A 12479-nucleotide genomic window follows, 5' to 3' on the forward strand; every position below is an offset into this window, starting at 1 on the left:
ACTGGAGGAGGCCGTAGTCTGGCGCCGTGAACGATCCGTCCCAGGAATCCCCGACCCCCTCGACCTCGCGCAAACCGCTCACGAGCCCGATCATGGTCTGCGCGTTCGAAGGCTGGAACGACGCGGGCGATGCCGCGAGCACCGCCATCGAGCACCTGCAACTCACCTGGGACGCCACCCCGCTCGCCGAGATCGACCCGGACGACTACTACGACTTCCAGGTGACGCGCCCCACAGTCCGCATGGTGGACGGCGTCACCCGAAGGGTCGACTGGCCGACGACACGGCTCTCGGTGTGCCGGCCGCCGGGTTCCTCGGTCGACGTCATCCTCGTGCACGGCATCGAGCCGAACATGCGGTGGCGCAAGTTCGCCGCGGAACTGCTGGGGCACGTCGACGCCCTCGGGGTGACGACCGTGGTGACGCTGGGCGCGCTGCTCATGGACACGCCGCACACCCGTCCCGTGCCGGTCACCGGCACCGCCTACGACCCCGACGCCGCCGCGAAGTTCGGCCTGGAGCACTCGAAGTACGAGGGCCCGACCGGCATCGTCGGCGTGTTCCAGGACGCGTGCGTGCAGGCGGGCGTTCCAGCGATCTCCTTCTGGGCCGCGGTGCCGCACTACGTGTCGCAGCCGCCCTCGCCCAAGGCGACGCTGGCCCTGCTGCACCGGGTGGAGGAGGTCCTCGACATCGAGGTCCCGCTCGGCGCGCTGCCCGAGCAGGCCGAGGAGTGGGAGCGCACCGTCTCCGAGATGGCCGACGAGGACGAGGACGTGCGCAACTACGTGCGCGCGCTGGAGGAGCGCGGTGACGCGGCCATCCAGATCACCGAGGCGTCCGGCGACGACATCGCTGCCGAGTTCGAACGCTACCTGCGCCGCCGCGGCCGCGGCCCGGGCTGGCCGTCAACGGGCCCCCGCTAGCCCTTTCCACCGAAAACGCGGGCCCCGCGTCCCTCCGGGAAAACGCAACGCCCCCACGTTCTGACGGCACGCGGGGCCCTTTCGTACTCCAGGAGAGTACGAAAGCTCCCCGCGTGCACTTCGCCGCAGCACTGCGAACCCACCCGCCAGCGGCTCGCGACAACCGCGCAACGGTGCACGCGGGGAGCTTCCGTACTCCAGAAGCGCACGAAAGGGCCCCGCGTGCGCTTCAGCGCAACAGGGCGAACCCACCCGGCAGCGGCTCGCAACAACCGCGCGATGGTGCACGCGGGGAGCTTCCGTACTCCAGAAGAGGACAAAAGGCCCCCGCGCGCACTTCAACGCAACAGGGCGAACCCACCCGGCAGCGGCTCGCGACAACCGCGCAACGGTGCACGCGGGGAGCTTCCGTACTCCAGAAGAGGACAAAAGGCCCCCGCGTGCACTTCAACGCAACAGGGCGAAGCCACCCGGCAGCGGCTCGCGACAACCGCGCGATGATGCACGCGGGGAGCTTCCGTACTCCAGAAGAGGACGAAAGGGCCCCGCGTGTGCTTCGGCGCAACAGGGCGAAGTTGCCCGGCAGCGGCTCGCGGCGACCGCGCGATGGTGTACGCGGGGAGCTTTCGTACTCCAGGAGAGGACGCGAGGGCCCCGCGTCAGGAAAACTTAGCTGCGCTAACCATTGTCGTCGCTTCGCCGCTAGGGTGGGGCGGCGGAGGTGTCTGTGGGCCGTTTGGCACGCGCCGGGTTGTACGCCGGCGCCTTGATCGGGCCGTTCGGCGGCGCCATCACGACGTCGATCCTGCCCGAGATCGGCACCAGCTTCGGCCGGTCGCCGGGTGCGGCGGCCTCGACGCTGACGTTCTACCTCGTCCCGTTCGCCGTGCTGATGCTGGCGTCCGGGACGCTCGCGCAACGCTGGGGTCCACAGCGGACGGTCCGGATCGCCTACATCGCCTACGCCGCGGCCTCCGCGCTGGCGGCGAGCTCGTGGACGTTCGAGGTGCTGCTGGCCTCACGGGCGCTGCAGGGCGCGGCGAACAGCTTCACCATGCCGGTGCTGCTGGCCGTCATCGCCGCCTCCACCCCCAAGGAGAAGCTCGGCCGCGCACTCGGGCTGTTCGGGTCGATGCAGGCGGCGGGCCAGACGTCGGCACCGCTGGTCGGCGGGCTCACCGCCGAGATCGACTGGCGGCTCGCGTTCGTGGTGATCTCCCTGGTGGCCGTGGGAATCGCCGTCCTGGGCGTGCCGCAGATGGACGCCGAACCGGAGCGCGACGCGAGCATCAGAAGTGCGTTCGTGCCGAGCACGCTGCGGCCCGCGGCGGTCGCGTTCGTCGGCTGGGCGTGCCTGGGCGGACTGTCGTTCCTCGTGGCGTTCCGGCTCGACGACGTGTTCGGGCTGGGCGCGGGTGAACGCGGGGTGCTGCTCACCGGGTTCGGCATCGTCGGGTTCCTGACCGCGCGGCAGGTGGGCAAGGCCATCGACAGGTTCGGGGCGATGACCACGGTGGTCGTCGGCGCGACGCTCGGCGGTGGGCTCATCGCGGCGGTGGGGACGACGCCGTTCGCCGCGGTCGTGGTCATCGCGTGGGCGCTGACCGGGGCGGCGGCGCAGGGGGTGATGGTGAGCGTCAACGCGCTGGTGCTGCAGAGCGAGAACGCCAACAGGGGCGGCAGCGTCAGTGTCGTGCAGTCACTGCGCTTCATGGGCGCCGCCGCGGCCCCGCTGGCGTTCGTTCCGCTCTACCAGTCGCATCCGCTGCTGGGGTTCCTCGTCCCGGCCGCGCTGCTGATCACGGTGCCGGCGGTCATCACGTGGTCAGGTCGCGGCGCCGGAACCCGGCGAACCCCGCAGTCAGAAGCACCACCGCCACCCCGCTGAGCCACAGCAGCGGCCCGGCGACGATGTCCGGGTACTTCGGGACGTGGCTGAACGGCGAGACGTCGATGACCCACTGCGAGAGCCGCAGGGCCGGGCCGAGCAGCGTGATCACCAGCGACACGGACACCACGGCCCAGCTCACGCCCGTGAACTGCGGGAACAGCCCGAACAGCACGAGCGCCACGCCCGCGATCACCCACGCGGCCGGGAGCTGCACGAGTGCGGCGCCGAGCAGCTTCGGCAGCACCCCGCCGACGTCGCCGGTCTGCACGCCGTGCACCAGGCCGAGGCCGAGCCCCGCGCAGGCCAGCACGACCGCGCCGCCGACCAGGGCGAACGCCGCGTGCGAGGCGACCCAGCCCCACCGCGAGACCGGCGTGGCGAGCAGCGGTTCGGCGCGCAGCGAGGTCTCCTCGGAGCGCAACCGCAGCACGGCCTGGACCAGGTAGATCGACGAGATCAGGCCGAGCAGCTGCGTGACGGTCGCGAAGAACGCGTCCACCATCGCATCGGCACCACCGATCTGCTGCACGATCTGGCCGAGCGCCGGGTTGTCCTCGACCATCTTCCCGACCGCCTGCGCGACGCTCCCGTAGATCACGCCGACCCCGAACAACGCCAGCGACCAGCCGATCAGCGAACCCTTCTGCAGCCGCCACGCCAGGCCGAACGGGGTGCCGATCGTGCCCTCCGCACGCCCGAGGCGCGTCGCCAGCAGGCCGAGGCCGACGTCTCGGCGCGTCACGACGTAGGCCGAGACACCGACCAGGACCACGAACGCGGCCAGCGAGATGCCCAGGACCCAGAACCGGTTGTCGGCGAACGACCGCACGTGCTCGGTCCAGCCGATCGGCGAGAGCCAGGTCAGCCACCGCGGGCCCGACTCCCCCGCCGCGTCACCGGCGGCGCGGAACAGGTAGGTGACGCCGAGGAACGCGCCGGCGATCGCGTTGGACACGCGAGAGTTCTCCGACAGCTGCGCGGTGAACGCGCTGACACCGGTGAACACCAGCCCGACCGACGCCGTGGACAGGCCGAACGCGAACGAACCGGCCGCGTCGAGCCCTTTGCCGATCAGCACCAGCGCCTGCAGCACCCCGATCAGCAGGCTCGTGCCGCCCGCGACGATCACCGCGGCGGCGAGCGGTGCGTGCCGGCCGACGACCGTCGCGGCGATCAGCTCCGTGCGGCCTGCTTCTTCTTCGGCACGCGTGTGCCGCGTGACGACCAACAGGGCCATGATCGCGATGAACAGGCCGGCGAAGACGCCCCAGCGCCAGACGACCAGGCCGCCCAGTGACGACCAGTCGTTGAGCGGGCCGAGCATCGCGAGGAACGCGGAGTTGGCGTTCGCCGTCGCGCCGAGCAGCGCCCGCGACTGTTGCGTTCCGTACAGCTCTTCGAGGGCGGTCGTCGTCGACAGCGTCGTGAAGACCAGGAACAGGACCCAGACGGGCAGCAGGATCCGGTCGCGGCGCAGGGCCAGCCGGATGAGGTGCCCAGAACCGATGAAGGCAGCGCCGATCATTTCGCGTCCTCGTAGTGCCGCAGGAAGAGCTCTTCGAGGGTCGGCGGCTGCGAGGTCAGCGTGCGCACACCGGTGGACACGAGCTGCTTGAGCGCGAGGTCGAGCTTGTCCGAGTCGACCTCGAACTTGACCCGGTTGCCCTCGGCGACCAGGTCGTGCACGCCCGCGAGCGCCGTGAGGCCGTTGGGCGGGCCGGCCAGCTCGGCGGAGATCGACGTGCGGGTCAGGTGCCGCAGGTCGGCGAGCGTGCCGGTCTCGACGCAGTGACCGTTGCGGATGATCGAGACGCGATCGCAGAGGGCCTCGACCTCGGCCAGGATGTGGCTCGACAGCAGCACGGTGCGGCCGCGCTCGCGTTCGTCGTTGATGCAGTCCTGGAAGACGGCCTCCATCAACGGGTCGAGGCCGGAGGTGGGCTCGTCGAGGATGAGCAGCTCGACGTCGCTCGACAGCGCGGCGACCAGCGCCACCTTCTGCCGGTTGCCCTTGGAGTAGGTGCGGCCCTTCTTGCGCGGGTCCAGTTCGAACCGCTCCAGGAGCTCCTCGCGGCGCTTGGAGTTCAAGCCGCCGCGGAGCCGTCCGAGCAGGTCGATGACCTCGCCACCGGTCAGGTTGGGCCAGAGGTTCACGTCGCCGGGGACGTAGGCGAGGCGGCGGTGGAGGGCTGCGGTGTCCTTCCACGGGTCGCCGCCGAGCAGCCGCGCGGTGCCGGAGTCGGCACGCAGCAGGCCGAGGAGGATCCGGATCGTCGTCGACTTGCCCGCCCCGTTCGGGCCGAGGAAGCCGTGCACCTCACCGGTCTGGACGTCCAGGTCGAGGTCGTCCAGTGCACGCGTCGGGCCGAAGGTCTTCACCAGGCCCGACACGGATATCGCAGATGTCATGGCCGGTAAGCTACACTCATTTCACAACTTCGTGAAGCACGTAAATTTTGCCCGATCGGCTGACGAAAGGGGATGATGCCGCCGTGACCAGAGCTACGCAGCGTGACCAGCAGGCGGTGAGCCAGTTCGTCGAGCGCTTCGGCGGGATTCTCGCGGACACGGGCGTACCTCGCATGCCGGCGCGCATCCTCGCGGCGCTGATGGCGACGGACTCCGGACGGCTCACCGCGGCCGAGATCGCCGAACTGCTGCAGATCTCACCGGCGGCGGTGTCGGGCGCGGTGCGTTACCTGACGACGGTCCAGATCGTGAGCCGCGAAAGAGAGCCCGGATCACGCCGGGACGTCTACCGGATGCGCGACAACGTCTGGTACGAGGCGACGTTCCGCAAGGATCAGATGCTCGCGATGGTCGACGAGGTGCTCGGCGAGGGCGTCGAGACGCTCGGTCCCGGCACCGAGGCGGGGTCGCGGCTGGACGAGACGCGCGAGTTCTTCCGGTTCTGCCACGGCGAACTCGGCTCGATGCTGGACCGGTGGCGGGCGCACCGCGAGAAGTGGCTCGAAAAGCGGTCGTGAGTGGTTTCCGCCGGGCGGCGGAAACCACTCACGAGTTCATCAGCCCGTGACGAGCGTCAGGCCGTAGACCGAGAGGATCTCGTTGACCGGCTGGAAGTAGGTCGTGCCGCCGCTGTCGCAGTCGCCGGAGCCACCCGAGGTGACGCCCTGCGCCTGCGTGCCGCTGACCCACGAGCCGCCCGAGTCACCGGGCTCCGCGCACGCGTTCGTGCGCGTCAGACCGCTGACCGAACCCTCCTGGTAGTTGACCGTCTGGTTCTTGGCCTCGACCTCGCCGCAGTGCCAGCCCGTGGTCGAGCCCGAACGGCAGATCGACGAGCCGACCGCGGCCTCGGTGCTGCCGGAGACGATGACGTCAGCGCCGCCGTAGTGGTTCACCTTGGCCGTGGGCGTCCACGACGCGTTGGTCTTGACCCACGAGTAGTCGTTGCCCGGGAAGGACGACGCCTGGAACGTGCCCATCGCCGACCGGTCGACGCCGGCCACCGTGTCCCCGGCCGAGCCGCAGTGCCCGGCGGAGACGAACCCGCCCCGCACCGCGAAGCCGATGGAGCACCGGCTGGCGCTGTTGATGTAGTAGGCGTCGCCGCCGCGGACGTCCTTCAACACCCGCGGCGCCTCGTCGGTCTCGACGATCCTGGCGAGGCTGCCCGCCTTCTCCACCAGCGACGCCGCCGCGCCGGCCTGACCACGCTTCACGGTGATCGTCACCGCGTTGGCCTTCGTGTCCACGAACCAGCCGGTGACCTCGGCGGGAGCCTTCTCGGCGTCCAGCCTGGCCTTGGCGGCGTCGAGGTCACCGGCCTTGTGCGCGACCGTGCGGGGCTCGGCGCCGAGCCTGCGCAGCCGGTCGGACTTGGCCGCGTCGGTCACGCCCACGACGAGCTTGCCGGTCGACGCGTCGAACCACGCGCCGCCGAAGCTGTCACCCGCGAAACCCTCCACGACGCGCTGCAGCACCGCGGCCGCGCTTTCCTGACGCAACCGTTCCACCGCCTGCTGGGCGTCGAGCCCCAGGTCGCGCTGCATCGCGGCGAGCAGGCCGGCCGACGGTCGCGGTGCGGCGACAGCGGCAGGGGAAGCCGTCGTCGCAAGAGCGCCCGTCAGCACGGCGACAGCCGTGACAACCATGCGCTTCATAGGCGTTTCTCCTCAGTTTCTCCGTTGTGCAGGGACCGGTGTAACGCCGGACCGGGCAACCGCGATGAGGAGATCGGCTGTGCTGCAACACAGCCACGCACGACACCGGAAGCAATGGCGTCCCCAGGCGGCGAACTGCCCGATCAGTTCGTTCCTCCGTCTGGGCGACGCTATGTCGTCGTTCCTACCAACCGGTAGAGTCGATCGAGGGGTGGACACCCGTCGACTGGCTGGTATAGGGAAACCGAATACGTTCTCCCGACCCAATTCCGCAACCCAGAGGAAACATTCGCTTCAAGGCGAAGTGTCAAATCTGTCAACAGTTCGCGCAGATCGGCGTATCCCTCTGACCTGCGGTTTAGGTCTAGCGTGCAGATCACCCTGTTCCCTGCACGAGGGAGAACCCTGCAATGCGAAGAGTCTTGGGTACGGGACTCACCGCCGCTGCCGCCCTGTGTCTGGCCGCCGCCGTGGTGCCCGCCGCTTCAGCGCAAGAGAACGTGGGAACCATCCTCGGCGCCAACCGCGCCGAGGCCGTGAAGGACAGTTACATCGTCTCGCTCAAGGCCGGAACGGCGTCGAGGGCCGCCGCTCCGGAACTCGCGAGCAAGTTCGGTGGTCAGCTCGGCTCGGTGTGGCAGCACGCGGTCAACGGCTTCTCGGTGAAGATGACCGAGAAGCAGGCGGCCAAGCTGGCCGCGGACCCGCGGGTCGCGACCGTGTCGCAGGACGCCCAGGTGCACCTGATGGACGTCCAGCAGAACCCGCCGTCGTGGGGCCTGGACCGCGTCGACCAGCGCGACCTGCCGCTGAGCAGCAGCTACCAGTACGACACCACGGCGTCGAACGTGACGGCGTACATCATCGACACCGGTGTCCGCACCACGCACACGACGTTCGGCGGCCGTGCGTCGTGGGGCACCAACACCTCTGGTGACGGCAACGACACCGACTGCAACGGCCACGGCACGCACGTCGCCGGCAACATCGCGGGCTCGCAGTACGGCCTCGCGAAGGGCGCCAAGGTCGTCGCGGTCAAGGTGCTGAACTGCCAGGGTTCCGGCACCTACGCCGGTGTCATCAGCGGCATCGACTGGGTGACGGCGAACGCGGTGAAGCCCGCGGTCGCGAACATGTCGCTCGGTGGCGGCGCGGACGACACCGTGGACGCGGCCGTGCGCCGCTCCATCGCGTCCGGCGTCACCTACGCGATCGCGTCCGGCAACTCGAACACCGACGCGTGTTCGACCTCGCCGGCCCGCGTCGCCGAGGCGATCACCGTCAACGCGTCGACCATCAACGACGCGCGCGCCTCGTTCTCCAACTACGGCACCTGCACGGACATCTTCGCGCCCGGTGAGAACATCACGTCGTCGTGGAACACCAACGACACGGCGACCAACACGATCTCCGGCACGTCGATGGCCACCCCGCACGTCGCGGGCGCCGCTGCCCTGTGGCTCGGCACGCACCCGTCCGACAGCCCGGCCGCGGTGTGGGCGGGCCTGAGCGCGGCCGCGACGCCGAACAAGATCACCAACCCCGGCACCGGCTCGACGAACAAGCTGCTCTACACGCTCTTCGGCGGCGGGCAGCCCGGCAACCCGTCGGTGACGAACCCCGGTAACCAGACCTCCACCGTCGGCACCGCGGTCTCGCTGCAGCTGTCCGCGTCCGGCGGCACGGCGCCGTACACCTGGTCCGTCTCCGGTCTCCCGGCCGGTCTGTCGGCGTCCGCCTCCGGCGCGATCTCCGGCACCCCGACCACGGCGGGCACCTCCTCGGTGACCGCCACGGTGACCGACGCCGCCGGCAAGACCGGTACCGCGACCTTCTCGTGGACGGTCAACCCGGTCGGCAGCGGCTGTGACGCCAAGACCAACTCCACCCCGGTCGCCATCCCCGACCTGTCCACGGTCACCAGCACCATCGTGATCTCGGGCTGCTCGGGCAACGCGTCCGCCGCCTCGACCATCAAGGTCGACATCACCCACACCTACAAGGGCGACCTCGTGGTCGACCTGGTCGCTCCCGACGGCACGGTCTACAACCTGCACAACCGGACCGGCGGCTCGGCCGACAACATCAAGGAGACCTACACCCGCGACCTGTCGAGCAAGGCCGCGAACGGGACCTGGACGCTGCGCGTGCGCGACGCGGCGCTCCTGGACACCGGCACGTTGAACAGCTGGACGCTCGACGTCTGAGCTGACCGGTAGACGAGACCGCCCCCGGTGCTTCCGCCCCGGGGGCGGTCTCCTGTCACAGGTACCGCTGCAGCGCGGCCTCGTCACCGACGTGCAGCGCCGCCTCCGCGGCCGCTCGCAGCACCACCGGCGGCAGTCCCGGCACCTCGCGCGCCTGCCGTTCGGCTTCGGCGAACACCTCACCGGCGAGCCCCGGTCCGGCGGCACCCGCCAGCAGGAACAGCTCCTCCACGTAGGCGCGGCCCAGACCGGACTCCCGCCACTGCGCCACCCCGTCCAGCGCCGCACGGCACTCGCGCAGCGCCTCCCACGCGGCCCGGTGGTCGCCCGCCCGGCGTTCGAGCCCGGCCAGGCTCTGCCACGCCGACGCGCGGTCCCAGTCGTTCTCCGCGAACCCCAGTGCCTCCCGCTGCACTCGCGCGGCCTCGGCGAACTCGCCCAGGCCGGCGAGCTCGTACCGCAGCAGGTTCAGCGTGCCCGCGTCCCGCGGGCGGTCCAGCGCCCACCGGTCCAGCTCCGCACGCGCCAGGTCGCGGTCCCCCACCAGCTTCGCCCGCTCCACCCACGTCAGCGGGTCCTCCTCGGCCGGGTCCTCCGGGAACCAGGCCCGCTTGGCCTCCGCCCACTCCCGCAGGCGTTCCTCGTCCACATCCGCCCCGAGCAGGTACTCCAGCGCCTCGTCGCGGCCGGGGTGCTCGCTCGCCCTGAGGTGGTCGAGAGTGACCTGGACCCCGGCGGCCAGCACGTGCTCGACGTCGTAGCCGAGCAGGGTGTCGAAGTTGGCGCGCTTGATCTCGTACTGCCGCCACACGTCCTCGACCCGCCGGTGCCGGGCGAGCAGGAAACCCGCCAGCGCCGCCTGCTCGCCGAGTCCCTGGAACGGCGCGTGCCTGCGGCACAACGCCTCCTGCTCGGCGAGGAACCGCAGCAGCGGCAGGTCATCGGGGCGACGGTCGTACTGCAACGCCCACAGGACCTTCGCGCGCCGGGTCTCGTTCGCGTCGCGGGCGTGACCGTCCGCACCGGTGGACGGTTCGTGGCGCAGCTCCTGCCACGCCGCTTCCGACTCCCGCATGCGCGCCAGTTCGCGCCGTGCCGCCTGCATCATCGGTCCATTGTGGCCGTCACGCATACTCTGCCGGTGAGTCCTGGGGAGAGATGGGCCGTCGTCGTGCACAACGACGACCACACGCCGTTCGCGGTCGCCAACCACCTGCTGCGCACGGTCTGCGGGTTCGATGCGGACACCGCGCTCGGCCTGACGACGATGATCCACCAGAGTGGTGGCGCGGGCGTCGGCGTCCACGACCGCGAGACGGCGGAGTCCATCGCGCTGCGGCTGGTGCGGGCAGGGCTGCGAGCCGAGCTCCGGCAGGCCGGGGACGCCGCCGAGGAGATCTTCTCCGCGCAACGGGTCGACGGCGGCGTGCGGGTGATGGTCCCCGAGCACGTCGCACGGGGCTGGGAGCCGGCGTTCCAGGTGCTGGAGGGGCTCTACCGCCGCAACACCGTCGTGTTCGGACTCCGCTTCCCGCGGCCGATCATGATGCGGCGGGCGGTGCTGCGCAGGATGTTCCCGGACGTCTCGGTGTCGCGGTGGCGGTCGGCGTCGTTCCGGCGGCGGCACCGGAAGGTGCTCGCCGACCGCGCGCTCGTCGACCGCGTCTGGGACCAGTGGATCAACGCCGCCCCGCGCACGCTGACCCTCGACGAGGTCGAGGAGTGGATCGTGGCCTTCGGCCAGATCCGTGCACTGCAGCTGTTGGTCCGCAAAGCGACACCGCTGCACTTCCAGACCATCAGCCACATTCAGCACCAACTGGTGGCAGCCGCGGACGAATTGCCCGAAAACGCCTCAGCGAATTAACGGGAACGACACGTTCGAACGCGCGGATCGGATGAACTAGTCGATTGGCGCCTCTTCCAGCCACCGGTACACCGGCGGTTCGTACCGACCTAAACGATTGAGCAACCGTTCGAAGTCGTCGTCGACGAGAACCATCTCGCGATAGGGCGATTTCAGAAAACCTTCAGCGACCATGTGGTCGATCATCGCGACCAGGTGGTCGTAGAACCCGTCGACGTTGAGCAGGCCGATCGGCTTGGCGTGCAGCCCGAGCTGCGCCCACGTCCAGATCTCGAAGAACTCGTCCATGGTGCCCGCACCGCCCGGCAGTGCGACGAACGCGTCCGACAGGTCGGCCATCAGCGCTTTGCGCTGGTGCATCGTGTCCACGACGTGCAGTTTCGTGAGGCCGTCGTGCGCTATCTCCCCCTCGATCATGTGCCGCGGGATCACCCCGATGACCGAGCCGCCCGCCTTGAGCGCGCCGTCGGCCACGGCTCCCATCGTGCCGATCCGGCCGCCGCCGTAGACGACCTCGATGCCCCGTTCGGCGAGCACCCCGCCGACGTCGGCGGCGACCTCCACGTGCCGCACCCGTCCGGCCGAAGAACCGCAATAGACGCCCATTCGCATGGCGCGACCATATCCCCCGCCGGCGAACCGTCGAACACCGAGCACGGAACAAACGGACATCCGCGGTCGAAACTACCCGCATTTCTGAAGCAGACCTGAAGATCGCTGGCAAGTTAGCTATGCGAAGTGAAAGTGGAAGGAGATCCACCGCGAAGGAGTGAGCAATGAATTCCGTGCATCTGGTCGTCGGTCCCACCGGCGCGGGCAAATCGGACGTCGCACTGAAGATCGCCGCCGAGCACGACGCGCCGATCGTCGTGGCCGACCGGATTCAGTGCTATCTCGACCTGCCGGTCACCAGCGCCCGGCTGGACGGGCCGCGCCGCCACCACCTCGCCGATCTGACGGTGCCGGACGGCGGCTACCCGGTGCACGAGGCCGCGTACGCGCTCCTGACCAAGGTCGAGGCGTTGAGCGGGACGCACGAGCACGTGGTGGTGGAGGGCGGGTCCATCTCGCTGCTGCGCAGGTTCGCCGACTGCCGCGGGCGGTTCCCGTTCCGGCTCACCGCGACCGTGCTGCCGCTGGCCGGCGAACGGGCGCACCTCGACCGGTTGCGCGCCCGCGCCGCGCGGATGATCGCCGACGGCATGCTCGACGAGATCGCCAAGGCCTGGCAGCACCGGGAGCAGCGCGCGTTCGTCGCGTCGGTCAACGGACCGGAGGCCGTGCTGCGCTGGTGCGCGGAGAACCACGTCGAGCCCGAGGACCTGCCCGGTGTCGACGACGCCGGGATCGCCGAGCTCACCGAGCTCGTCGCGGTGGTGCACCACGAGCACAGCCTCGACCAGCACGAGGTGTTCACCCGGCTGTTCGGCTGGAACCACGAGTGACCCGGCTCCGGGAGCC

11 protein-coding genes are annotated in these 12479 nt (G+C 70.0%); 6 read left to right on the forward strand and 5 right to left on the reverse strand.

The annotated features are described in order from the left end of the window. Positions 1 to 26: 26 nt before the first annotated feature. Together ACWEIJ_RS05355 and ACWEIJ_RS05360 are read left to right on the forward strand one after the other, a co-directional pair. On the forward strand, positions 27 to 926 hold the full coding sequence (locus tag ACWEIJ_RS05355; protein ID WP_449835931.1) for a PAC2 family protein: 900 nt from the start codon (positions 27 to 29) through the stop codon (positions 924 to 926). 727 nt (positions 927 to 1653) lie between these two features. Then, positions 1654 to 2814, forward strand: a complete 1161-nt coding sequence (locus ACWEIJ_RS05360) for an MFS transporter (protein ID WP_449835932.1) — start codon at positions 1654 to 1656, stop codon at positions 2812 to 2814. Here the strand turns inward: ACWEIJ_RS05360 and ACWEIJ_RS05365 are convergent. After that, positions 2744 to 4342: an ABC transporter permease gene (locus ACWEIJ_RS05365; RefSeq protein WP_449835933.1), complete on the reverse strand. Its 1599-nt coding sequence runs from the start codon at positions 4340 to 4342 to the stop codon at positions 2744 to 2746. The two genes, ACWEIJ_RS05360 and ACWEIJ_RS05365, sit on opposite strands and share 71 nt — an antisense overlap. Continuing rightward, positions 4339 to 5226, reverse strand: a complete 888-nt coding sequence (locus ACWEIJ_RS05370) for an ATP-binding cassette domain-containing protein (RefSeq protein WP_449835934.1) — start codon at positions 5224 to 5226, stop codon at positions 4339 to 4341. Before ACWEIJ_RS05370 ends, ACWEIJ_RS05365 begins: the two co-directional genes overlap by 4 nt. Positions 5227 to 5309: 83 nt before the next feature. On the opposite strand from ACWEIJ_RS05370, the gene ACWEIJ_RS05375 reads away from it, so the two are divergent. Beyond that, positions 5310 to 5804, forward strand: a complete 495-nt coding sequence (locus ACWEIJ_RS05375; RefSeq protein WP_449835935.1) for a GbsR/MarR family transcriptional regulator — start codon at positions 5310 to 5312, stop codon at positions 5802 to 5804. Positions 5805 to 5843: 39 nt separating this feature from the next. Here ACWEIJ_RS05375 and ACWEIJ_RS05380 read toward each other — a convergent pair whose 3' ends face one another. Next, positions 5844 to 6944: a S1 family peptidase gene (locus tag ACWEIJ_RS05380; protein WP_449835936.1), complete on the reverse strand. Its 1101-nt coding sequence runs from the start codon at positions 6942 to 6944 to the stop codon at positions 5844 to 5846. A gap of 410 nt (positions 6945 to 7354) precedes the next feature. On the opposite strand from ACWEIJ_RS05380, the gene ACWEIJ_RS05385 reads away from it, so the two are divergent. Continuing rightward, the gene (locus tag ACWEIJ_RS05385) at positions 7355 to 9151 is read left to right on the forward strand and encodes a S8 family peptidase (protein WP_449835937.1); all 1797 of its coding nucleotides are present in this window, start codon (positions 7355 to 7357) and stop codon (positions 9149 to 9151) included. A 55-nt stretch (positions 9152 to 9206) separates the two neighbouring features. Here the strand turns inward: ACWEIJ_RS05385 and ACWEIJ_RS05390 are convergent, their stop codons facing one another. After that, positions 9207 to 10259 (reverse strand): hypothetical protein, encoded by a 1053-nt coding sequence (locus ACWEIJ_RS05390; RefSeq protein WP_449835938.1) that lies wholly within the window; start codon positions 10257 to 10259, stop codon positions 9207 to 9209. A gap of 33 nt (positions 10260 to 10292) precedes the next feature. Between ACWEIJ_RS05390 and ACWEIJ_RS05395 the strand changes: the two genes are divergently transcribed. Continuing rightward, positions 10293 to 11018, forward strand: coding sequence for an ATP-dependent Clp protease adaptor ClpS (locus ACWEIJ_RS05395; protein ID WP_449835939.1), 726 nt, complete (start codon positions 10293 to 10295; stop codon positions 11016 to 11018). A 36-nt stretch (positions 11019 to 11054) separates the two neighbouring features. Here the strand turns inward: ACWEIJ_RS05395 and ACWEIJ_RS05400 are convergent, their stop codons facing one another. Continuing rightward, on the reverse strand, positions 11055 to 11630 hold the full coding sequence (locus tag ACWEIJ_RS05400; protein ID WP_449835940.1) for an LOG family protein: 576 nt from the start codon (positions 11628 to 11630) through the stop codon (positions 11055 to 11057). 164 nt (positions 11631 to 11794) lie between these two features. Between ACWEIJ_RS05400 and ACWEIJ_RS05405 the strand changes: the two genes are divergently transcribed. Beyond that, the gene (locus ACWEIJ_RS05405) at positions 11795 to 12463 is read left to right on the forward strand and encodes an isopentenyl transferase family protein (RefSeq protein WP_449835941.1); all 669 of its coding nucleotides are present in this window, start codon (positions 11795 to 11797) and stop codon (positions 12461 to 12463) included. Positions 12464 to 12479: the final 16 nt, after the last annotated feature.

Source organism: Lentzea sp. NPDC004789, assembly GCF_053601075.1.

Coding starts and splice junctions, on each gene's coding strand:
- ACWEIJ_RS05365 (WP_449835933.1), bottom strand. CDS start 4,342: ATGATCGGCGCTGCCTTCATCGGTTCTGGGCACCTCATCCGGCTGGCC.
- ACWEIJ_RS05370 (WP_449835934.1), bottom strand. CDS start 5,226: ATGACATCTGCGATATCCGTGTCGGGCCTGGTGAAGACCTTCGGCCCG.
- ACWEIJ_RS05380 (WP_449835936.1), bottom strand. CDS start 6,944: ATGAAGCGCATGGTTGTCACGGCTGTCGCCGTGCTGACGGGCGCTCTT.
- ACWEIJ_RS05385 (WP_449835937.1), top strand. CDS start 7,355: ATGCGAAGAGTCTTGGGTACGGGACTCACCGCCGCTGCCGCCCTGTGT.
- ACWEIJ_RS05390 (WP_449835938.1), bottom strand. CDS start 10,259: ATGATGCAGGCGGCACGGCGCGAACTGGCGCGCATGCGGGAGTCGGAA.
- ACWEIJ_RS05400 (WP_449835940.1), bottom strand. CDS start 11,630: ATGCGAATGGGCGTCTATTGCGGTTCTTCGGCCGGACGGGTGCGGCAC.
- ACWEIJ_RS05405 (WP_449835941.1), top strand. CDS start 11,795: ATGAATTCCGTGCATCTGGTCGTCGGTCCCACCGGCGCGGGCAAATCG.